The organism is Pseudomonas cichorii, from assembly GCF_015471405.1.
GTDB lineage: Bacteria > Pseudomonadota > Gammaproteobacteria > Pseudomonadales > Pseudomonadaceae > Aquipseudomonas > Aquipseudomonas serbiensis.
The window spans coordinates 1-21,384 of the sequence record NZ_BLVZ01000006.1; the positions used below are offsets into that span (position 1 = coordinate 1).

At 57.9% G+C, this 21,384-nt stretch carries 18 protein-coding genes and 1 pseudogene; 16 read left to right on the forward strand and 3 right to left on the reverse strand.

What is annotated here, in order from left to right:
• Positions 1 to 185 (forward strand): annotated as a pseudogene (locus tag JL015_RS27670) (hypothetical protein); the annotation flags it as partial.
• 418 nt (positions 186 to 603) lie between these two features.
• Here JL015_RS27670 and JL015_RS10090 read toward each other — a convergent pair.
• Both JL015_RS10090 and JL015_RS10095 read right to left on the reverse strand, forming a co-directional pair.
• Positions 604 to 1,644: an AraC family transcriptional regulator gene (locus JL015_RS10090; RefSeq protein WP_201018376.1), complete on the reverse strand. Its 1,041-nt coding sequence runs from the start codon at positions 1,642 to 1,644 to the stop codon at positions 604 to 606.
• Between the two features lie 2 nt (positions 1,645 to 1,646).
• A complete protein-coding gene (locus JL015_RS10095) occupies positions 1,647 to 2,792 on the reverse strand; it encodes a nitrilase-related carbon-nitrogen hydrolase (RefSeq protein ID WP_201018377.1) in 1,146 nt (381 codons plus the stop codon).
• Positions 2,793 to 3,152: 360 nt separating this feature from the next.
• On the opposite strand from JL015_RS10095, the gene JL015_RS10100 reads away from it, so the two are divergent.
• The 7 genes from JL015_RS10100 to JL015_RS10130 all read left to right on the forward strand — a co-directional run bounded on the left by JL015_RS10100 (position 3,153) and on the right by JL015_RS10130 (position 11,723).
• Complete coding sequence (locus tag JL015_RS10100) at positions 3,153 to 5,189, forward strand: NADPH-dependent 2,4-dienoyl-CoA reductase (protein ID WP_201018378.1); 2,037 nt, start codon at positions 3,153 to 3,155, stop codon at positions 5,187 to 5,189.
• 350 nt (positions 5,190 to 5,539) lie between these two features.
• Positions 5,540 to 7,351: an S-type pyocin domain-containing protein gene (locus JL015_RS10105; protein WP_201018379.1), complete on the forward strand. Its 1,812-nt coding sequence runs from the start codon at positions 5,540 to 5,542 to the stop codon at positions 7,349 to 7,351.
• Positions 7,344 to 7,607, forward strand: coding sequence for a bacteriocin immunity protein (locus JL015_RS10110; RefSeq protein ID WP_201018380.1), 264 nt, complete (start codon positions 7,344 to 7,346; stop codon positions 7,605 to 7,607). Before JL015_RS10105 ends, JL015_RS10110 begins: the two co-directional genes overlap by 8 nt.
• A 43-nt stretch (positions 7,608 to 7,650) precedes the next feature.
• Positions 7,651 to 7,914, forward strand: a complete 264-nt coding sequence (locus JL015_RS10115) for a bacteriocin immunity protein (RefSeq protein ID WP_307726264.1) — start codon at positions 7,651 to 7,653, stop codon at positions 7,912 to 7,914.
• 95 nt (positions 7,915 to 8,009) lie between these two features.
• Entirely contained in the window at positions 8,010 to 8,918 is a 909-nt protein-coding gene (locus JL015_RS10120; RefSeq protein WP_201018381.1) for a 1-aminocyclopropane-1-carboxylate deaminase/D-cysteine desulfhydrase, read from the forward strand.
• 103 nt (positions 8,919 to 9,021) lie between these two features.
• Positions 9,022 to 10,371: an MFS transporter gene (locus tag JL015_RS10125; RefSeq protein ID WP_201018382.1), complete on the forward strand. Its 1,350-nt coding sequence runs from the start codon at positions 9,022 to 9,024 to the stop codon at positions 10,369 to 10,371.
• Positions 10,372 to 10,514: 143 nt separating this feature from the next.
• Positions 10,515 to 11,723, forward strand: coding sequence for an MFS transporter (locus tag JL015_RS10130; RefSeq protein WP_201018383.1), 1,209 nt, complete (start codon positions 10,515 to 10,517; stop codon positions 11,721 to 11,723).
• On the opposite strand, the gene JL015_RS10135 is transcribed toward JL015_RS10130, so the two are convergent.
• A complete protein-coding gene (locus JL015_RS10135; RefSeq protein WP_201018384.1) occupies positions 11,724 to 12,707 on the reverse strand; it encodes a DUF1853 family protein in 984 nt (327 codons plus the stop codon).
• Positions 12,708 to 12,906: 199 nt separating this feature from the next.
• On the opposite strand from JL015_RS10135, the gene JL015_RS10140 reads away from it, so the two are divergent.
• From JL015_RS10140 to JL015_RS10175, 8 genes are all read left to right on the forward strand, one after another.
• Complete coding sequence (locus JL015_RS10140; protein ID WP_201004809.1) at positions 12,907 to 13,797, forward strand: NAD(+) kinase; 891 nt, start codon at positions 12,907 to 12,909, stop codon at positions 13,795 to 13,797.
• The gene (locus JL015_RS10145) at positions 13,797 to 14,768 is read left to right on the forward strand and encodes a metallophosphoesterase (RefSeq protein ID WP_201004807.1); all 972 of its coding nucleotides are present in this window, start codon (positions 13,797 to 13,799) and stop codon (positions 14,766 to 14,768) included. The genes JL015_RS10140 and JL015_RS10145 overlap by 1 nt, the downstream gene beginning before the upstream one ends.
• A complete protein-coding gene (locus tag JL015_RS10150) occupies positions 14,765 to 15,637 on the forward strand; it encodes a rhomboid family intramembrane serine protease (protein WP_201018385.1) in 873 nt (290 codons plus the stop codon). Before JL015_RS10145 ends, JL015_RS10150 begins: the two co-directional genes overlap by 4 nt.
• 171 nt (positions 15,638 to 15,808) lie before the next feature.
• The gene (locus JL015_RS10155) at positions 15,809 to 16,069 is read left to right on the forward strand and encodes a YeaC family protein (protein ID WP_122316551.1); all 261 of its coding nucleotides are present in this window, start codon (positions 15,809 to 15,811) and stop codon (positions 16,067 to 16,069) included.
• Positions 16,066 to 16,899 (forward strand): DUF2797 domain-containing protein, encoded by an 834-nt coding sequence (locus tag JL015_RS10160; RefSeq protein WP_201004804.1) that lies wholly within the window; start codon positions 16,066 to 16,068, stop codon positions 16,897 to 16,899. The genes JL015_RS10155 and JL015_RS10160 overlap by 4 nt, the downstream gene beginning before the upstream one ends.
• A gap of 11 nt (positions 16,900 to 16,910) precedes the next feature.
• Positions 16,911 to 19,571 (forward strand): aminopeptidase N, encoded by a 2,661-nt coding sequence (pepN, locus tag JL015_RS10165; RefSeq protein WP_201018386.1) that lies wholly within the window; start codon positions 16,911 to 16,913, stop codon positions 19,569 to 19,571.
• A gap of 383 nt (positions 19,572 to 19,954) precedes the next feature.
• Positions 19,955 to 20,608, forward strand: coding sequence for a YjfI family protein (locus tag JL015_RS10170; RefSeq protein ID WP_201018387.1), 654 nt, complete (start codon positions 19,955 to 19,957; stop codon positions 20,606 to 20,608).
• A gap of 26 nt (positions 20,609 to 20,634) precedes the next feature.
• Positions 20,635 to 21,342, forward strand: a complete 708-nt coding sequence (locus JL015_RS10175) for a PspA/IM30 family protein (protein WP_201004798.1) — start codon at positions 20,635 to 20,637, stop codon at positions 21,340 to 21,342.
• The last annotated feature ends 42 nt before the right edge of the window (positions 21,343 to 21,384 follow it).

Below are 21,384 nucleotides of genomic sequence, written 5' to 3' on the forward strand. Positions count from 1 at the left end.
GCGCCCTGCAACGGGGTTTCTACGGCGACGTCATAGACGCGGGACGTGAGGATCTTGCGGGCGTAGTGGTTGAGCAGATCGGTCATCGCGTCAACCCCTTGGGCTGGGTCAGGATGATCAGGTTCGAGGACAGGCGAAGGGCGATAGAGCGAAGGATGATGATCATGTCTGACTCCTGGTTCTGAAAGTAGCCCGGGAGACAGAAGAAACCCGCCTCCAGGGCGGGTTTTTTGCAAACGTCGGCTAACCCGCCATGACTGGAATGACGGTAATAATAATCTGGCCGAAGAATTGCTTGATTGGGTTCATGGGCTGGAGGTTATGGCGGGAGGTGTTGCCAAGTCAAGGGTGAATTGAGCGGAAGACGAATGCGCTAAATTGATTTGCGCAGCGCTCGTATTTTTATAAGACGTAACATTTTTATTCACATTGGCACTTTACTGTGGTGCCTGTGGTCAGTTATCTCAGTGTTTCCAACCAGGCAATCAATCACCCAAAAGGACTGAAAAGATGGACGAATATCAAGAAGAACTGCTGGAATCCCGCGCCTTTGAGCTGGACCCGCTGGAACCCGCCGACGACGCTACCGAACTGTGAGTGGCGTCAGGCGCTTTGACGCTGGCTGCGGCGAAACTCTCCTGGAGTCTGGCTGTTCCAGCGTTTGAAGGCGCGTTGAAAGGCTTCGGCCGAGGCAAAACCCAGCAGATACGCGATCTCGCCGAACGCCAGTTCAGTGTCGCGGATGTAAGTCATCGCCAGATCACGGCGAGTGTCATTGAGGATGGTGCGAAAGCGGGTGCCTTCATCGGCCAGTTTTCGGCGTAGTGTCCAGGTCGGCAGCTTGAGCCGGGCTGCGATCTCTTCCAGATCAGGTTCCCTTCCTCCGTTCAATAACGGCCCCAGCAACTGAATGATGCGTTCGCGCAGGCTGCGGGTGCGGGTCAGTTGTTCCAGTTCCTTTTCACACAATTGCAGCAAGTGCTGCCAGGTGCTTGGGCAGTGTTCAGGGTTGCGCAGCGCCAGGCTTGTCTGATCCAGACGCAATTGATTGGTCGCCGCGCCAAAGATCACCGGGTTGTCGCTCAGCAAGCTGTAGTCGGCTGCATATTCAGGCGCTTCAAATTCGATCTCGACCCTTTGAGCACGTACGGGGCTGGCGGCCAGAGCTGACAGGTGGCTGATCCAGGCACAAAGGATCGAGTCCACCACAAAGCGGTTGTAGGTGTTGTAGGGGCTGATGGAATAGAAGCGCAGCCAGGCACCTTCTGCGTCCTCATGAAAACTCGACTGACCGCGATAGTTGGAGCCATACAACGCCTCGAAACGGCTCAGAACCCGGGCAGCCTCGCGCACGGTCGGTGCCTGTGCTGCCGTGACACCAGCCAGTCCGAGCTGGCTGAGGCGGCTGAGCTGTCCCATGCGCAAGCCCAGCCCCGGTTGGCCGGTAAGCTGGATGGCCGCATGGCCCAGACGCATGTAGCGCGGGATAGACAGGCGTGCGCCTGCTTCGCTCAGGCGCGCCGTGTCCAGGCCGTATTGTTCCAGAAGCGGGGCAGGGTCCTGACCGAAACTGCGCACGGCGTCGCCCATGCTCTGGATAAAGCCCACTGAAAGATCCCCGAGGCGCAGCGTCAGGTCAGGCATGGTCAGAGCCAGATATTGATCAGACGGGCGCCGCTCATGGCGCGGTTTTCCAGAAGCTGCTCGCCGATGATCTGCCCGTTGTGGCTGGCAAAACCTTGCCCGGAGCTGCCCTGGTTCCAGAACTGCCCGTGCAGGAACACACTGATACCGGCCCGGGCATTGCTGTCGGGTGTGCGGCCGGTCAGGGTCAGTTGGCGCCAGGCTTCGCCTTCGCTGATCGTGCCGGGTTTGAGGTCGGTGTCAGGGTTTTCACTCTTGTCCCAGAATCCGCGCCACGGGCTGGCCCAGCTACTTTTGCCGGGAACGAAGGCTGGCACCGCAATCAGCTCGGCGCCGTCAGCATTCAGGCGTGCGTAATTGCCCGGATACCAGCTGTCGCTGCCGATCAGCACTGCCAGACGACCTGCCGGGGTGTCGATGACGTTCAAGGGCGCACTGGCTGCTGTCTCGACATAATCGTGCTGGTAAGGGCTCGCAAACAATTGGCGTTGAGGCGGGCCGAGTGGCATGCCGTCGCTGCCAAACACAAGGCTGCTGTTATACAGTGCGCCATTGCCGATCCGCAGTTGACCCGCTTCGACACGCGGCTCCGGCAGCACGATGCTGCCAGCCACCAGGGTGACGCCAAACTCCTTGGCCAAGCCGCCGAACAGGGTTTGATAGTCCCGCGCCATGCTGTTCGCCTTCATGCGCAGATAAGCATCCTCCAGCCGATTCTCGCCGGTGGCTTGAGTGAAGGCCTCAATGAATTTCAGCGGGTTGCTCCAAGGCAGCCAACTCATGGCTTCATCCCGGTCGCTGGCCTGAAAGAGCTGGTTTTTCTCTCCTGAAACAAACAGCCAGGTGCCCACATGTTCCGGCAGGACAACGATGGTCCGGGTATTGATCAGGCCCAGTTCACGGGCATGTTGCAGGTAGGCCGCCAGCTTGCGGTGCAGACGCCCGGGGTTCTGGTAGTCGGTGGGGAACAGCTCGGGCTCGACCCCCAGCAGGTTGCCGCGCTCACCGGGCTGGCCTTCGTTGATGACCAGACGAATGCGCAGGTCGGACAGGTAATGTCCCTGCGCACGTTGCCCGGTCCACAGGCCATAACTGACAAGGGTTGCGATACTCGCCAGGATGAGGCAGATACCGAAGAATTTACGCATAAGGTGCTGTTGATCCAAGGCCAGGACAGGACACTAGGCTTTGTACGATAAGTGGCTGCGCTCGGTGATGCTGCGTTAAAAACAGGCTCGGAATGCTCATTTACAACACGTAAAGTCGAGCGCGACTCCGACCGTTCCTCGCCTGTTTTTGCCTTGCCTGACCTTCGCTCGCCGACTTTCGTACAGAGCCTAGCCTGCCTGCACGTTTGGATCAATAACTTGTCACTTTCGGTCATTGAGCGAGGCGGGTCGGCTCTTTACTGTTTGTGCCATGAACGGGTCATACAACGAGCCCGCAATAGAACAAGAGGACGCATAGATGTCCTCGCTTTTCCGTGATGAAACCGATGGAGCGCTCCCATGACTGCCACTCGCTATCCGCACCTGCTGGCCCCGCTGGACCTGGGTTTCACGACTCTGCGCAACCGGACCCTGATGGGCTCGATGCATACCGGTCTTGAGGAAAGGCCCGGAGGTTTCGAGCGCATGGCGGCGTACTTCGCCGAGCGTGCCCGTGGCGGCGTGGGGCTGATGGTCACCGGCGGTATTGCGCCGAACAAGGAAGGCGGGGTCTACAAGGGCGCTGCAAAACTGACCACGCCTGAAGAAGCCGAGCAACATCGCATCGTCACTGAAGCGGTTCACGAAGCTGGCGGCAAGATCTGTCTGCAGATCCTGCATGCTGGCCGTTACGCCTACAGCCCCGAGCAAGTCGCTCCCAGCGCCATTCAGGCACCGATCAATCCGTTCACGCCGCGAGAGCTGGACGAAGAGGGCATAGAAAAGCAGATTCAGGACTTTGTGACCTGCTCGACCCTGGCTCAGAGCGCTGGTTATGACGGCGTTGAAGTCATGGGTTCGGAAGGCTATTTCATCAACCAGTTCCTGGTCGCACAGACCAACCACCGCACCGACCGTTGGGGTGGCAGCTACGAAAATCGCATGCGTCTGCCGGTGGAAATCGTGCGCCGGGTGCGTGAAGCTGTCGGGTCTGAGTTCATCATCATCTTCCGCCTTTCAATGCTGGATCTGGTGGAAGGCGGCAGTACCTGGGAAGAAATCGTGACCCTGGCCAAGGCTATCGAGCAGGCTGGCGCGACGATCATCAACACCGGTATCGGCTGGCATGAAGCACGAATCCCGACCATCGCCACCAAGGTGCCACGTGGCGCCTTCAGCAAGGTGACGGCCAAATTGCGTGGTTCTGTGAAGATCCCGCTGATCACTACCAACCGTATCAATACCCCGGAGATAGCCGAGCATATCCTCAGCGAAGGTGATGCCGACATGGTGTCCATGGCCCGGCCGTTTCTGGCCGACCCGGAGTTCGTCAACAAGGCAGCGGCAGGCCGCGCCGACGAGATCAATACCTGTATCGGCTGCAACCAGGCCTGTCTGGACCATACCTTTGGCGGCAAACTCACCAGTTGTCTGGTCAACCCGCGTGCCTGTCATGAAACCGAACTCAATTACCTGCCGGTGCGGCAGGTCAAGAAAGTCGCGGTGGTGGGCGCAGGGCCTGCCGGCCTTGCGGCTGCAAGCGTGGCGGCGGAGCGTGGTCATCAGGTGACGCTGTTCGATTCGGCCAGTGAAATCGGTGGGCAGTTCAACATCGCCAAGCGTGTGCCGGGCAAGGAAGAGTTTTATGAAACCTTGCGCTACTTCAAGCACAAGCTGAAAAACACCGGCGTAGAGTTGCGCCTGGGAACACGTGTCGGGGTGCAGGATCTGCTGGATGGCGGTTTCGACGAAGTACTGCTGGCCACCGGAATCGTGCCCCGCACACCGGCCATTCCCGGCATCGATAACCCCAAGGTGCTGAGCTATCTGGACGTGATCCTGCAACGCAAACCGGTTGGCCGCAGCGTGGCGGTGATCGGGGCAGGCGGGATCGGTTTCGATGTCTCGGAGTTCCTGGTCCATCAGGGCGTCTCCACCAGCCAGGATCGTGACGCCTTCTGGAAAGAGTGGGGTATCGACACGACCTTGCAGGCGCGTGGCGGTGTGGCAGGCATCAAGGCTGAAGCCCATGCCCCGGCGCGTCAGGTATTCCTGCTGCAACGCAAGGACACCAAGGTCGGCGATGGCCTGGGCAAGACCACCGGCTGGATTCACCGCACCGGCCTGAAAAACAAGCAAGTGCAAATGCTCAACAGCGTGCAGTACCTGAAAATCGACGATGCCGGCCTGCATATCCGCATTGGCGAAGGCGAAGAGAAACTGCTGCCGGTGGACAACATCGTCATCTGCGCCGGCCAGGACCCGTTGCGCGAGCTGTATGACGGACTGGTTGACGCAGGGCAGAGCGTTCATCTGATTGGTGGCGCTGATGTTGCTGCCGAGCTGGATGCCAAGCGAGCGATTGATCAGGGTTCCAGGCTGGCTGCTGAGTTGTAATTTTGAACTGAGTCATTCTTTTTAGTTGAAAGGCGCGCAAGCGCCTTTTCTTTTTTGGTGCGTAAATACTTTTTTGATTTAGGGTTTTTCCTACGGTTGGTTGCGATGTGTCTGATTTTAATTTTTCAAAAGTAATGGTTCATATTTTTGATTTTTTCTTGTAATAAAATGTATTGAACTTATTTTTTGATGTTGCTGTACATTTTTCTTGGGTAGTGTTTAAACAGGTTTTGTTTAGTAGTCGTTGTCCTACACATTGTTTTGCTTTCAATAATTGCATGGATGCACTTTTTATACGTGCCTGAAGCCCTGTGTTCAGGATGCTGGCTCGTTGTTTTTAAGGATGATAAATGCCAAAGAAACAAATAACACTGCCGCCTATTTATATTGGGGAGCAGCCACCGACTGGGGACTTTAGCCTTGGACGATCATGGGGAGCATCAGCGCCCTCGATACCCGAAGCCATGCGATTTGGTCCCTTTATGTATCATACTCTCCAGGATTGGGAAAAAAGCTTCCAGACTAGCCTCGATTTGATTGACTCAGTTCTTGAACAAGAACTCAGTGCTGCTCGTGGGGGAGTTTCTCAAGACGCCAATACAATCGAAGGGCTTCAGCGTGAGTTGGTTTTGCGCGCACAGCTTATGGAAAAAAAGAGAACTGAAATCCAACAGGTTTCTGCGGCGGCGGATCGATTTTATGGGACGGATCCATTGTCGTTGACTCCTAAGCAGCAAATGGATGTCGTTATCCGTTTTATGAATAGTCACCCCCGTCCTCGGGAGCTTCATGGATTTGCCCAAACCTCTCATGAAGCAGCTTATAAGCGCCGTTTTGCACAAGAAGCACTTGGGAAGTTGGCTGATCAAGCGGCTACATTTAGCGCAAGAGTGGCGGAAATGCAAAAGCAAGTAGCAGCGGAAGCGGCAGCCCGAGCGGCGGAACAAGCCCAGGTGGAGGCGGCAGCCCGAGCAGCGGAACAAGCCCAGGCGGAAGCGGCAACCCGGGCTGTAGAACAAGCTCAAGCTGAAACCGAGAGGTTAAGAGAAGAACAGCGACTAGAGCAGATTGCCCAAAATATTTTTCAGATCAATGGGGCGACAACTGAGGCTGGTGCTCAACTTGCTACTACGGCTGGGAGGGTCTTGGCGGCCGATGGCGCTACGCTAACCTTGCAAGCCTCTATACGCGCCTCAATTACCGCACTGGCTGAGTTGGCTGCTGGTGCAGCTTCCGGTCTTCTGGTCGGTGTGGGTGCTTTGATTTATCCATCCAGGTTGGGAAACGGCGAGTTGCCGAATCGCTACGCACTCATGCTGCCACTGACGGACCTGACAACATCGCAGATTACTGAGATAAACCATGGCCCCATAGATCTTCCTGTCCGTCTCGGCTTCAAATCGGCGGACAGTGGACATACGGAGATTATCGTCATTCCTGCCGACGGGGCACATGTATCGAGGAGCGTACGGGTTATCGCTGCGGCATACGATTCTGCACTGAACGTTTACTCGATCTCGACGCCGGATATACCGCCCAAGACCCTGATCTGGACGCCAATAGTCAATCCGGGCAACAGTTCTACTGCACTACCTGCCGATATACCTGAAGTCCCAGTGTATGAGGGTGCGATATTAACTCCTGTTGCTGGCAGAATTGACACTTATCCGGAGCTCGATGATGTCGAGATCGACGATTATATTTTTATATTTCCTGCGGACTCTGGACTGCCTGCACTTTACGCAGTTTTCCAAAGTCCTCGAAATATGCCGGGCGTTGTAAGTGGTGAGGGGCAGACTGTTTTCCATGACTGGTTAGAGGCATTGGCAGAGGGAGAGGGGGCTCCTATACCGAAGCAGATAGCTGAACAGTTACGGGGTAAGCAGTTCAGTAATTTTTCCCGCTTTAGAGAGGCCTTCTGGAAGCTGGTAGCGGATGATGAACTCCTTGTAAATCAGTTTTCTTCGGAAAATAAGGTGCTGATGCAGAAAGGCTATGCTCCATATACTCCGAAGAAGCAAAGTGTCGGTGAGAGGAGGGTGTTTGAGATTCATCATATAGACTTTATATCTAACGGAGCTGCCGTTTATGATGTGAATAATATGCGTATTCTTACCCCTGCACGTCATATTAAATTGCATTCGGAGGTGAAGCATGGCTGAGTTGAAAGGCAAGTTAGAGGATTACTCCGAGTTGGAATTCATCCGTTTTGTGAGTGACATTTGTGCAGTCAATGCGATGAGCGAGGCTGAGCATGGGCGATGGGTTATCCATTTTGAGAATGTTACCGAGCATCCAGACGGGAGTGATCTCATTTATTACCCACAGCCAGACGCAGACTCCTCCCCAGAAGGCATCGTGAACACCATCAAGCAGTGGCGAGCTGAAAACGGCAAACCGGGGTTCAAGGCCGAGTGATCGGTAAGCCTGAACGTCACTAAGTTACATTCGGAGGTGAAGCGTGGCTGAGTTGAAAAATAAAATCGAGGACTACACTGAACATGAATTTATCCGTTTTGTAACGGATATTTGCGTAGTCAACGCAGCAAGTGAAGCTGCGCACCGGAAATGGGTCAGGCACTTCAGGGCGATCATCGAGCATCCAGACGGGAGTGATCTCATTTATTACCCCCAGCCAGATGCAGACTCATCCCCAGAAGGCATCGTGAACACCATCAAACAGTGGCGGGCCGAAAACGGCAAGCCGGGGTTCAAGGTCGAGTGATCGGCAAGTCTGAAAGTTGCTGAGTGCGGGGACCAAGGCCCAAGGGTATACAAAAACTGTACACTGCAGCCCGTCCCCTCATTCCTGATCTTTCCATGCTTGCCTCTGCACTGACCTGGCAACCCACAGCCCCTCTCGAACGTCTGAGCCTGCCCTGGTTAAAAAAGGCAGGCATCGAAGTCGCGATTCTGCGGCTGGACCTTATCGATCCGCTGATCAGCGGCAACAAGTGGTTCAAGCTCACCGAGCATCTGGCTTGTGCGGCTCAGGGTGGAGCGGCGGGCGTCATCAGCCTTGGAGGCGCTCATTCCAATCATTTGCATGCGGCGGCGGCGGCGGGCAGGCGTTTTGGTTTTCCCACGGTGGGCTTGCTGCGTGGTCATGAGCAAGTGACGCCTACGGTGCTCGACCTGCAAGCCTTCGGGATGCAATTGCACTGGCTGGGTTATGGCGGTTATCGGGCTCGGCATGAGGAGGGCTTCTGGTTGCCATGGCAAGCGCAGTATCCCGAGCTGTATCCGATTCCTGAAGGTGGTGGCGGCATGCCCGGTGCCTTGGGCTGTGCCCGATTGCTGGACTTGATAAAAGAACCGTTGCAGTCGCTGGGTTGGGATGATTATCACGGTTGGTGGCTGGCGGCGGGTACCGGGACCACACTGGCCGGGCTGGTGCTGGCGGAGGCGGGTGCTCACCCGGTATATGGCGCGCTGGCGGTTCCGGATGATCATGGCGTCGCTCAGAATGTGGCGGCGTTGGTGGGCAGGTCTTCGTGTTACCAGTTGCTCGATGCCAGTCGCGGTGGTTTTGCCAGAACCGATGAGGATTTAATGGCGTTCATCGCCAACAGTGAAGCGCAAGGCGGTATCCCGCTGGAGCCGCTTTACACCGGCAAAGCGCTGCTGGCGCTGCACCATGAAGTCGCAGCCGGGCGCTTCATTTCGGGCACTCGCCTGATCTTTGTTCACACCGGTGGCCTGCAAGGCCGACGGGCAATGATGCCCTGAGGCAGAGGCGTCGTCCCTGACTACGTGGATGACACTTTTGGAGTAAAGCCTTCTATTCACTGTCTTGATAATCGGTCATCCCCCATCAATGGCCGAGGTCAGCATGACAACTACCGTCGTAGAGCAGGTCGATCCTGCTACTTTGAGAAAAGTCATAGTGGCTGCCGCCATCGGTAACTTTGTCGAATGGTTCGACTTTGCGGTCTATGGCTTTCTGGCGACCACCATCGCTCTGCAATTCTTCCCCAGCACCGACACCAGTGCCGCACTGCTGAAAACCTTTGCGGTCTTTGCCGTTGCCTTTGCCTTCCGGCCTCTGGGCGGTATTTTCTTTGGCATGCTGGGTGACAGGATCGGTCGCAAGCGCACGCTGGCCATCACCATCCTGTTGATGGCGGGCGCCACGACCCTGATCGGCCTGTTGCCCACTTATGCAGCCATTGGCGTGACTGCTCCGATTCTGCTGACCATCATTCGCTGTGCTCAGGGTTTTTCGGCGGGTGGTGAGTATGCCGGGGCCTGCGCCTACCTGATGGAGCATGCGCCGAAAGACCAGCGCGCCTGGTATGGCAGTTTCCTGCCGGTCTCGACGTTCTCGGCCTTCGCTGCTGCTGCAGTGGTGGCTTATGCGCTGGAGGCGGCCTTGTCGGCAGAAACCATGGGCAGTTGGGGCTGGCGTCTGCCATTTCTGATTGCTGCGCCGCTGGGGCTGGTCGGTCTGTATCTGCGCTGGAGGCTGGACGAAACGCCGGCTTTTCAGGCCGTGACCGACGAGCATGACGTGGCCCATTCGCCGCTAAAGGAAACCCTGCGCAACCATGGCGCGGCCATCTGCTGTCTGGGGGCTTTCATTTCCCTGACGGCGCTGTCGTTCTACATGTTCACCACTTACTTCGCCACTTACCTGCAAGTGGCGGGTGGCTTGAGTCGGGCCACGGCGTTGCTGGTGTCGTTGATCGCCTTGTTGTTTGCCGCTGCGATCTGCCCGCTGGCCGGGGCTTATTCCGATCGGGTCGGACGACGCGCCACCGTGGTCACGGCCTGCGTATTGCTGATGCTGGTGGTGTTTCCGTCTTTCCTGATGGCCAGTTCGGGATCGTTCGCGGCTTCGATTTTCGGAGTGATGCTGTTGGCCATCGGCGCGGTGTTGTGCGGTGTTGTCACGGCGGCGCTGCTCTCGGAAACCTTCCCGACCCGCACCCGTTACACGGCATCGGCCATCACCTACAACATGGCCTACACCCTGTTCGGTGGCACTGCGCCGCTGGTAGCAACCTGGTTGATCAGCACTACCGGCAGTAACTTGTCGCCGGCCTTTTATCTGATTGCCGTAGCGGCTCTGGCACTGGCGGGTGGTCTGGCGTTGCCGGAAACCTCGAAGATTTCATTGCATGATGTGGCAGAGCGTGGAGAGGTGGGACCTGGTTCACGAATGAATTCGCTCCCGTCCTGAGTTCATTAAACCCATCGCAAACATGCAATAAAAAATGGCACGGGCGCCCTGAAAAATGGCACATTGGCGACCCTGCCTCGATATGACACATTTTGTAATATCAGAATGGGGGCACTCCAAAACCATTTTTACGGATGAAATGCATGGCGATCAGCGCTCAGCCCGGTTCTCCCGCGGCTTCGACGACTCCTCAGACCAGCCCATTAGTGATGCGTATTATCGGCGCGGTCGCCCTGGCGCATTTGATCAACGACCTGATCCAGGCTGTGCTGCCGTCGATCTATCCGATGCTCAAGGCCAGTTACGATTTGAGTTTCACCCAGATCGGGCTGATTACCCTGACCTTCCAGATCACGGCTTCGTTGTTGCAGCCCTGGGTCGGTTATTACACCGACCGGCATCCCAACCCGCTGGTCCTGCCTCTGGGTTCGATCTGTACCCTGATCGGCATTGTGATGCTGTCGATGGTGGGCAGTTTCCCATTGATTCTGGTGGCCTCGGCGCTTATCGGCATCGGCTCTTCGACCTTTCACCCTGAAGCCTCGCGTATTGCAAGGCTGGCTTCGGGCGGGCGTTTTGGTCTGGCGCAATCGACCTTCCAGGTCGGTGGCAATACTGGCTCGGCATTCGGTCCGTTGCTGGCGGCTGTGATCATCATTCCTTTCGGTCAGGGCAATGTGGCCTGGATCGGCTTGTTTGCCCTGTTTTCCCTGGGCTTGCTGTACGCCATCAGCCGTTGGTATCGGGCACACCTGAACCTGTTCAAGCTCAAGGCCGGGCAGGCGGCGACCCATGGCCTGTCGAGAAAGCGGGTGATTCTGTCGCTGGGCATATTGGCGTTTCTGGTCTTCTCCAAGTTCTTCTACATGACCAGCCTCACCAGCTACTTCACGTTCTACCTGATCGAGAAGTTCGACCTGTCGGTGGCCAGTTCGCAGTTGCACCTGTTCCTGTTTCTGGGCGCGGTGGCGGCGGGCACGTTCTTTGGCGGCCCGATTGGCGACAAGATCGGCCGCAAGAAAGTGATCTGGTTTTCGATTCTCGGCGCGGCGCCTTTCACCCTGGCGCTGCCCTATGCCGATCTGTTCTGGACCAGCGTGCTGAGCGTCATTATCGGCTTCATTCTGGCGTCGGCGTTTTCTGCCATTGTGGTGTATGCCCAGGAACTGGTGCCGGGCAACGTGGGCATGATTGCCGGTATCTTCTTCGGCCTGATGTTCGGCTTTGGCGGGATCGGTGCGGCGTTGCTAGGTTATCTGGCCGATAGCCACGGCATTCTGTATGTCTACAACCTGTGCTCCTACCTGCCGTTGCTCGGCATCCTGACCATCTTGCTGCCGAAGACCAAGTGATCAGGCGGGTGGTGTCGAGACAGCTTCCGAGCTGAGTGTGTTACTGGTGTCGGCCAGATTGGGCCACATGTCCGACACCAGAAACAGACGCTCTGCTTCTTCCCATTCCCCCTGCGGGTTCTGATTCAGGCGTACCAGCAGTTGCGCCGGAGCCAGTGGGTCGAGCTGCGTCAGCCAGTCCTGCAATTGCTCATGGCTCCAGGCTTGGGCGTAATGAGCGGGTGCCAGCCAGGCGTGACGTGGCAAAGGCTGCCAGCGCCCCGTCGGGCTTTGTGCGATGAATTCTTCCCAATCCCGTTGATGCAGCCAGAGCCCTTTGAGGTGCTGGCTATGGGCACCTGCCGGTGATCGGGCCTGTCCCGGCCAGGGATAGAGCAGATAGCCACCCAGCCATAACTCGGCCGTGAAGGCCTCGATTCCCAGCGCCGACAGCGTCGCCCGGCTTTCCGGGCGTGAGGACATCGGCAGTTGATGCTGGCTCAGGTGTGTAAGCTTTCGGTCCAGCCGGTCATGGCATCCAGGCCCCAGCCATTGCGCCGTGTCATGGCCATCGCCGTCTTGCGGCCCGAGATACAGTTTGATGGCCAGTTCCACGTGATGCACACCATCACGATCCCGCAGCAGCATGTCCAGTTCGCCCAGGGTATGACCTTCCAGACGAATCGGCAGGTTGGCGGCGATGATCTCGACTCCCGGCGCATGATGCACCGCGAACTGCCAGAGCCGTTCGTAGTAAAGCCCCAGCCTGCGTGTGGCGCTGAGCGACAGCCAGTGTTCCAGCGGGGAACTGTCCCGATCCAGTTGATACAAGAAGTCTGCCAGTTGATCGGGGTGCTGTACCCAGTCGCTGCCGGTCAATGGATGACGTTGCGGCCATGGCGTTGCATCGAGCATGGGCGGCGCGAGGATGACCCAGGCCAGGTCGCGCACCTCTGGGTGGCGCAACTGGCGGGGGAGGTCGATCAGGTCGGGAAATAGAGTCATGTACCGAGGATAGCCCCCATCCCCCCGTAGGAGCGAATTCATTCGCGAAGAGCCGTGTACATTCACAGGTGATGCGTCGCCTGGGCTTCCTTCGCGAATGAATTCGCTCCTACGGGGTTGTGCATACATTGCCGCTAACCGGCCCTTTCGCCCATAATCCGTTTCTTTAAGGCCGTATCGAACCCGCAGCAGGAGCCCCATGGAGCAATTTCGCAATATCGGCATCATCGGTCGTCTGGGCAGTGTTCAGGTGCTCGATACCGTTCGCCGACTCAAGAGATTCCTGTTGGACCGGCATCTGCACGTCATTCTGGAAGACACCATCGCTGAAGTACTGCCCGGCCACGGTCTGCAGACCTCGTCGCGCAAGATGCTCGGCGAAGTGTGCGACATGGTCATTGTGGTGGGCGGCGACGGCAGTCTGCTGGGCGCGGCGCGGGCGTTGGCCAAGCACAACGTTCCGGTATTGGGCATCAACCGTGGCAACCTGGGTTTTCTGACCGATATCCGTCCTGACGAACTGGAAGTGAAAGTCGCTGAAGTTCTGGATGGACACTATCTGGTGGAAAACCGCTTCCTGCTTCAGGCCGAAGTTCGCCGTCATGGTGAGGCCATTGGCCAGGGCGACGCGCTCAACGATGTGGTGCTGCACCCCGGCAAGTCCACGCGGATGATCGAGTTCGAGATCTATATCGATGGCCAGTTCGTCTGTAGCCAGAAGGCCGACGGCCTGATCATCGCCACGCCTACCGGTTCGACTGCCTACGCGCTGTCGGCAGGTGGGCCGATCATGCATCCCAAGCTCGATGCCATCGTTATCGTGCCCATGTATCCGCACACGCTTTCTGGCCGCCCGATAGTGGTCGACGGCAACAGCGAGCTGAAAATCGTGGTGTCCAAGGACATGACCATCTATCCCCAGGTGTCCTGTGATGGGCAGAACCATTTCACTTGCGCACCGGGCGATACCATTACCGTCAGCAAGAAATCCCAGAAACTGCGCCTGATTCACCCGCTGGATCATAACTATTACGAAGTCTGCCGCACCAAGCTCGGCTGGGGCAGCAGACTCGGCGTCGGAGGCGACTGATGCTCGATCCTGCGCGTGGCTACGATCTGATCGGTGACGTGCACGGTTGTGCTCATACGCTTGAGCACTTGCTGGAGTTGCTCGGTTACCGTTTTCAGGCGGGCGTCTGGCGTCATCCTGAACGCAGGGTGATTTTCCTGGGCGATATCATTGACCGAGGCCCCCGGATCCGCGAGGCGCTGCATATCGTGCGCGACATGGTCCAGGCGGGTCAGGCCTATTGCATCATGGGCAACCATGAGTTCAATGCGCTGGGCTGGGTGACACCGGCCTTGCCCGAAGGCAGTCAGCGTTTCGTGCGCGAACATACGCCGCGTCATGCGCGGCTTATCGGCGAGACGCTTGCGCAGTTCGAGCAGTATCCGGCGGAGTGGAGCGAGTTTGTCCAATGGTTCTACGAGCTGCCGCTGTACATCGATGCAGGCCGTTTCCGCGTGGTTCACGCCTGCTGGGACCCAAGCCTGATCGAGCCCCTGCGTGGCTTGCACGGCAATGGCTGCATCGACAAGCATTTCGTCCAGGCTTCGGCGGTGCCCGGCAGTTTTGCCAGTGGCGTTTTCAACCGTCTGTTGCGCGGCACTGACATGCGCCTGCCCCATGGCTTGACCCTGACCGGCGGCGATGGCCTGTCCCGCGCTTTCTTCCGCACCAAATTCTGGGAAGACGACCCACAGACCTACGGCGATGTGGTGTTCCAGCCCGACGCCTTGCCCGAAGGCGTGGCCAAGACGCCGCTGTCCACTTCGGAAAAGAACGCCCTGTTGCGCTATGGCATCGACGAGCCATTGCTGTTCGTCGGCCATTACTGGCGTAGCGGCATACCTGCACCGATTCGCCCGAACCTGGCCTGCCTGGATTACAGCGCTGTGCTCTACGGCAAGCTGGTCGCGTATCGGCTGGATCAGGAAACACAGATCGATCCGGGTAAATTCGTCTGGGTCGATGTGCAGCGTCCCGAGGTTTCACAATGAACCCCGTTGCCGTTCTGCGCTTGCCCCTGAGCACCGATCTGACAGGCTTCATCAGCTTGCTTCAGCGTCTGGGCGTTCCTCATCGGGTCAGCGAGGAGGCGGGTGAGCAAGTGCTCTGGGTACCGGATGTAGGGCAACTGGCCGAAGAAGTGCGCAATTTGTACGCACGCTTTCCGGAGGGTGACGACACTTATGAGTTACCGCCTGGAGCCGCAGTGACCAAAGTGAAACGTCCAGGCTTCGCTCAGCAGTTGCGCAACAGCCCGATGACCGCACTGGTGCTGCTGGCGACCCTGGTCGTTGCCGGGCTCACCTTGTTGGGGGATGACCTCGATACCGTGCGCTGGCTGACGTTTCTGGACTTTCGGGTCCAGGATGAATACGCGATGTTCGTGCCTCTTGCCGACAGCCTGGCGGCAGGGGAGTGGTGGCGTATCTTCACCCCGATGCTGATCCACTTCGGAATTCTGCATCTGTCCATGAACGGCCTGTGGTACTGGGAGCTTGGGCGGCGCATCGAGCTGCGTCAGGGGCGCTGGCATCTGCTGGGCCTGACGCTGCTGTTCGCCGCGTTTTCCAACTCGGTCCAATATGCATTCGGTGGCCCGAGCCTGTTTGGCGGGTTATCGGGAGTTCTTTACGGGTTGCTGGGCCATTGCTGGATTTTCCAGTGGCTGGCGCCCAACCCGATCTACCGCATGCCACGTGGCGTGCTGATCATGATGCTGGTCTGGCTGGTGTTGTGTCTGTCCGGGCTGGTGAGCCTGCTGGGTTTTGGCGATATCGCCAACGGCGCTCATGTCGGTGGTCTGATTATTGGTTGTGTTACCGGCCTTGTGGGGGGTGCCATTGCCCGCCGCAGAGCCTAGGCTCTGTACGAAAAGTGGCTGCGCTCGGTGATGCTGCGTTAAAAACAGGCTCGGAATGCTCATTTACAACACGTAAACTCCGCTTCCTCGCCTGTTTTTGCCTTGCCTGACCTTCGCTCGCCGACTTTTCGTACAGAGCCTGGAATTGCCCCCTATTTTCTGGAGTACAGAATGTCCTCTTTTGCTGAAATGATTGAAAACATCACCCCCGATATCTACGAGAGCCTGAAGCTGGCTGTGGAAATCGGTAAGTGGTCCGATGGCCGCAAGCTGACCCAGGAGCAGCGCGAGCTGTCCTTGCAGGCGTTGATCGCCTGGGAAGCGCAGAACCTGCCGGAAGACCAGCGCATCGGTTACATGGGCCCGCAGGAATGTGCGTCCAAATCCGAGCCGGTGGCTAATATCCTGTTCAAGTCGGATGCCATCCATTGATCGAGCTTGGTCGCGGAGCAGTCAACAAAATGTCGGCGCGCCAGGATGCGGCGCCCTTCGTGCAATACAGCTTTCGGCTGGGCGATGCAGAAATCCCCGTCAACCCGCTGATCGGCAAGACGGTGCGCCTGGAATACCTGGGCGCCATCCATTGCAGCCATTGCGGTCGCAAGACCAAATCCAGCTACAGCCAGGGTTATTGCTACCCATGCATGCTCAAGCTGGCCCAGTGCGACGTATGCATCATGAGCCCGGAGAAGTGCCATCACGAGCACGGCACCTGCCGGGATCCGTCCTGGGGCGAGCAGTTCTGCATGACCGACCATATCGTCTATCTCGCCAACTCATCGGGCGTGAAGGTCGGTATCACCCGGGCCACCCAGTTGCCGACCCGCTGGCTGGACCAGGGCGCGAGCCAGGCCTTGCCTATTTTGCGTGTGGCGACCCGGCAGCAGTCCGGTTTCGTCGAAGACCTGCTGCGCAGTCAGGTCGCCGACCGTACCAACTGGCGCGCCTTGCTCAAGGGCGATGCCCAGCCGGTGGATCTCAAGGCCATCCGTCAGGAACTGTTCGACACTTGCGCTGCCGGATTACAGGAGTTGCAAGGCCGGTTCGGCCTGCAGGCCATCCAGTTGCTGCATGATGCCGAGCCTGTAGAGTTTCGTTATCCGGTCGAGGCGTATCCGACCAAGATCGTCAGTTTCAACCTGGACAAGAACCCGATTGCCGAGGGCACGCTGCTGGGGATCAAGGGCCAATACCTGATTTTCGATACCGGCGTGATCAATATTCGCAAGTACACGGCCTATCAACTGGCCGTGCATCAGTAAAGGATTCCAGTATGCGTACTGAGCAACCGAAAATGATTTACCTGAAGGATTATCAGGCGCCTGACTATCTGATTGACGAAACGCACCTGACATTCGAGTTGTTCGACGACCACTCTCTGGTGCATGCGCAACTGGTCATGCGTCGTAATCCCGAGCGTGGCGCAGGCCTGCCGCCGCTGGTGCTGGATGGCCAGCTTCTGGAGCTTGTGTCGCTGCAACTGGATGATGTCGAGCTGAGCGCTGGTGATTATCAACTGACTCCGGACCATCTGACGCTGCACCCCAAGGCCGAGCGTTTCACGGTCGACAGCACGGTACGCATCCACCCGGAAACCAATACCGCGCTGGAAGGCCTGTACAAGTCCAGTGGCATGTTCTGTACCCAGTGCGAGGCCGAAGGCTTCCGCAAGATCACCTATTACCTCGACCGCCCGGACGTGATGAGCAAGTTCACCACGACCCTGAGCGCCGACAAGCATGATTTCCCGGTGCTGCTGTCCAACGGCAACCCGATTGCCAGCGGTCAGGAAGACGACGGTCGGCACTGGGCGACCTGGGAAGACCCGTTCATGAAACCGGCTTACCTGTTCGCGCTGGTGGCCGGTGATCTGTGGTGTGTCGAAGACACGTTCACCACCATGAGCGAGCGTGTCGTGACCCTGCGCATCTATGTCGAGCCGGAAAACATCGACAAGTGCCAGCACGCCATGGACAGCCTGAAGAAATCCATGCGCTGGGACGAAGAAACCTACGGTCGCGAATACGACCTGGATATCTTCATGATCGTGGCCGTCAACGACTTCAACATGGGCGCCATGGAGAACAAGGGCCTCAACATCTTCAACTCCAGTGCCGTGCTGGCCCGTGCCGAAACCGCCACCGACGCCGCTCACCAGCGTGTCGAAGCGATTGTGGCCCACGAGTATTTCCACAACTGGTCGGGCAACCGCGTGACCTGCCGTGACTGGTTCCAGCTGTCGCTCAAGGAAGGTTTCACGGTGTTCCGCGACTCCGGCTTCTCGGCGGACATGAACTCGGCCACGGTCAAGCGCATTCAGGACGTCGCTTACCTGCGCACTCACCAGTTTGCCGAAGATGCCGGCCCGATGGCCCATGCCGTGCGCCCGGACAGCTTTATCGAGATTTCCAACTTCTACACCCTGACTGTCTATGAAAAGGGCTCCGAAGTCGTTGGCATGATCCACACCCTGCTGGGCGCCGAAGGCTTCCGCAAGGGCAGCGATCTGTACTTCGAGCGCCACGACGGGCAGGCCGTGACCTGTGACGATTTCATCAAGGCCATGGAAGACGCCAATGGCGTGGACCTGACTCAGTTCAAGCGCTGGTACAGCCAGGCCGGTACGCCGCGTCTGGCGGTCAGCGAGTCCTACGACAGTGCTGCGCGCACTTACAGCCTGACCTTCCGTCAGAGCTGCCCGCAGACGCCGGACAAACAGGAAAAGCAGCCGTTCGTGATTCCGGTTGCGCTGGGCCTGCTGGACAAGCAGGGTGGCGAGGTCGCGCTGCGTCTGTCCGGTGAAGCAGCGGCCAGCGGGACTTCCCGCGTGCTGTCGGTGACCGAGGCCGAGCAGACGTTCACCTTTGTCGATATCGCTGAAAAGCCGCTGCCGTCGCTGCTGCGTGGTTTCTCGGCTCCGGTCAAACTCAGCTTCCCCTACGACCGCGACCAGTTGATGTTCCTGATGCAGCACGACAGCGATGGCTTCAATCGCTGGGATGCAGGTCAGCAGTTGTCTGTTCAAGTGTTGCAGGAGTTGATTGCGCAGCATCAGCAAGGTCAGCCATTGGTCATGGATCAGCGTCTGGTAACAGCATTGGGCACCGTGCTGGCAGATGAACAACTGGATCAGGCCATGGTCGCGGAAATGCTGTCGCTGCCGGGTGAGGCGTACCTCACTGAAATCAGCGAAGTGGCGGATGTCGATGCCATTCACGCGGCCCGTGAGTTTGCGCGTCAGCAGATTGCCGGCAGCCTGTTCGATGCGCTGTGGGCGCGTTATCAGGCCAATCGCAGCCTGTCGAAAACCACGCCTTACATTGCCGAAGCCGAGCATTTCGCCCGCCGCAGCCTGCAGAACATTGCGCTGTCGTACCTGATGCTCAGCGCCAAGCCACAGGTTCTTGAGGCGGCCATCGAGCAGTTCGATGCCTCCGATAACATGACCGAACGCCTGACAGCGCTGGCCGTGCTGGTCAATTCGCCGTTCACTGAAGAGCGCGCCAAGGCACTGGCCGTTTTTGCCGAAAACTTCAAAGGCAACCCGCTGGTCATGGATCAGTGGTTCAGCGTCCAGGCGGGCAGCACCCAGCCGGGTGGCCTGCAACGGGTCAAGGAGTTGATGCAGCATCCGGCGTTCAACATCAAGAACCCGAACAAGGTCCGCGCCCTGATCGGTGCTTTCGCTGGCCAGAACCTGATCAACTTCCATGCAGCGGATGGCTCCGGCTATCGCTTCCTGGCGGATCTGGTGATCGAGCTCAACGGCTTCAACCCGCAGATCGCCTCTCGCCAACTGGCGCCGCTGACCCGCTGGCGCAAGTACGACAGCGCCCGTCAGGCGTTGATGAAGGCCGAGCTGGAGCGTATCCGCAGTTCGGGCGAGCTGTCGGCCGACGTGTTCGAGGTGGTGAGCAAAAGTCTGGCGGTGTAAGGCTTGATGCGGCATTGAGTGCGTCACTCGCACGCTTGAAAAAGGTGCTGTTCGCGGTTGCGGACAGCACCTTTTTCACGTTTGGAATCGTGCCGTTTCAGGCCTGAAAAAATATCACATGTGATGCGTATCCATCCTTGATGGCATCTGCTACGTTGCGCACCTGATCCAAGGTGAAATTACAGGATAGTGTTGATCAGTTAATAGGCTGATTTCAAAAAGCAGGTGGCAAGGTCACAGTCCGTGGGAGGGGCCTTGGCCGCGACAGCCAGCTTTCAGGCGCTGAAAATGTATTGCCTGTAAGCAAGTCGTCGCGGCCAAGGCCCCTCCCGCAAGTGACATATGCCTTAACTGATCGGCATTAAAATTACAGGGGGACGCCAATGCCTCGTAAAGCCAAAGGCGACAGTTCAACTCTCCCGGCCAAGGTGTCAAAGAGTTCCACCGATTACATGCGTGAAATGCGTCTGCGACTCAAGGAAGCGGGTCTGGTCAAGCGTGAGTTCTGGATCCGCCCCGAAAACGTCGATGCGTTGCGCGGCATCGAAAAAGCGCTAAGGCAGCCCTTTCTGGGCGAGAGAATCAAATTGGAGGATTTCATGACCGAGAACACCAACTGGACCATCAGCTCCCTGCAGAAGTCTCTGGCCGAACTGGATCTGGTTACTCAAGGGGAAATTGAGCTGGCCGTGACCGAAGGTGCCGAGGCCGGTATCCGTCTGACCATGAAAGGCTATGGCGACCTGCCGATCTACATCGCGGTGGCGGGCGATCAGGTCCTGGCCGATGCCACTTTGATCGAAGTCAGCAGCATCAAGGACGTGGCTGCCTTCAACAATGTCGTCCTGCGTAGCCGTGACCTGTTTCCGCTGTCATCGGTCGGTATCGAGACCCTGGCCGACGACCAGGAAGTCTACTGCCTGTTTGGCGCATTGAGCGCCGCATCGTCCCTGACGGTAATCGTTCAGGAAATCTTCACCCTTGCGGACAACGTGATCCGTGCGGCCGAAGCTTTTGACGATCATTTCATCCGCTGAATAGCCCTGTCAGGAGGAGAGAATTCATGACCACAAGTATCTGGAAAAAACTGGTGACTGCCGTTCGTGGCGGTGCCTCTGAAGTGGGCGAGTCGATTGTCGATGCCAATGCCATCCGCATTCTGGACCAGGAAATCCGCGACGCCGAGAGCGCGCTGGTCAAGGCCCGCGACGGTCTGATCACCATCAAGGCCAAGCACAAGCTGTCCGCTCAGCGTCTTGAAGAGCACGCCACCAGCATTGCCAACTGGGAAGGCCGTGCTCTGCAGGCGTTGAACAAGGGCGAAGAAGGCCTGGCTGTGGAATGCGCCGCAAAAGTCGCGGAGATCGAAGCCCTGCGCGATCAGGAGCAGGAGCTGGCCGATCAGTTCAACAAGCAGGTCAACCTGTTGCAGGATCAGGTGCTCAAGGCCGAGTCGCGGATCAAGGGCCTCAAGCAGCAGGTCGAGATGGCCAAGGCGCGTGAAACCGTGCAAAAGGCGCGGGTCGCGACAGCCACGGCTACCGGCGGCGCCAGCGGCGCTGTGGAAAATGCGGTGAGTTCTCTGGCGCGTCTGAAACAGCGTCAGGATGAACAGGACGCCAAGCTGGAAGCGGCTGAAGAACTGGCCAGCCAGTCCAATGGCAGCGACCTCGAGCGCCGCCTGCAAGACGCTGGTATCGGTGCGAAGAATGGCGGTGCCGAAGATGTGTTGGCGCGCCTGAAAGCCCGCAACCAGACACCGGCCCAGTAAGTCGTCTGGAAGGGATGGCCGACAAAGGTCATCCCATGCCTT

Coding starts and splice junctions, on each gene's coding strand:
- JL015_RS10090 (WP_201018376.1), bottom strand. CDS start 1,644: ATGCCTGACCTGACGCTGCGCCTCGGGGATCTTTCAGTGGGCTTTATC.
- JL015_RS10095 (WP_201018377.1), bottom strand. CDS start 2,792: ATGCGTAAATTCTTCGGTATCTGCCTCATCCTGGCGAGTATCGCAACC.
- JL015_RS10100 (WP_201018378.1), top strand. CDS start 3,153: ATGACTGCCACTCGCTATCCGCACCTGCTGGCCCCGCTGGACCTGGGT.
- JL015_RS10105 (WP_201018379.1), top strand. CDS start 5,540: ATGCCAAAGAAACAAATAACACTGCCGCCTATTTATATTGGGGAGCAG.
- JL015_RS10110 (WP_201018380.1), top strand. CDS start 7,344: ATGGCTGAGTTGAAAGGCAAGTTAGAGGATTACTCCGAGTTGGAATTC.
- JL015_RS10120 (WP_201018381.1), top strand. CDS start 8,010: ATGCTTGCCTCTGCACTGACCTGGCAACCCACAGCCCCTCTCGAACGT.
- JL015_RS10125 (WP_201018382.1), top strand. CDS start 9,022: ATGACAACTACCGTCGTAGAGCAGGTCGATCCTGCTACTTTGAGAAAA.
- JL015_RS10130 (WP_201018383.1), top strand. CDS start 10,515: ATGGCGATCAGCGCTCAGCCCGGTTCTCCCGCGGCTTCGACGACTCCT.
- JL015_RS10135 (WP_201018384.1), bottom strand. CDS start 12,707: ATGACTCTATTTCCCGACCTGATCGACCTCCCCCGCCAGTTGCGCCAC.
- JL015_RS10140 (WP_201004809.1), top strand. CDS start 12,907: ATGGAGCAATTTCGCAATATCGGCATCATCGGTCGTCTGGGCAGTGTT.
- JL015_RS10145 (WP_201004807.1), top strand. CDS start 13,797: ATGCTCGATCCTGCGCGTGGCTACGATCTGATCGGTGACGTGCACGGT.
- JL015_RS10150 (WP_201018385.1), top strand. CDS start 14,765: ATGAACCCCGTTGCCGTTCTGCGCTTGCCCCTGAGCACCGATCTGACA.
- JL015_RS10155 (WP_122316551.1), top strand. CDS start 15,809: ATGTCCTCTTTTGCTGAAATGATTGAAAACATCACCCCCGATATCTAC.
- pepN (WP_201018386.1), top strand. CDS start 16,911: ATGCGTACTGAGCAACCGAAAATGATTTACCTGAAGGATTATCAGGCG.
- JL015_RS10170 (WP_201018387.1), top strand. CDS start 19,955: ATGCCTCGTAAAGCCAAAGGCGACAGTTCAACTCTCCCGGCCAAGGTG.
- JL015_RS10175 (WP_201004798.1), top strand. CDS start 20,635: ATGACCACAAGTATCTGGAAAAAACTGGTGACTGCCGTTCGTGGCGGT.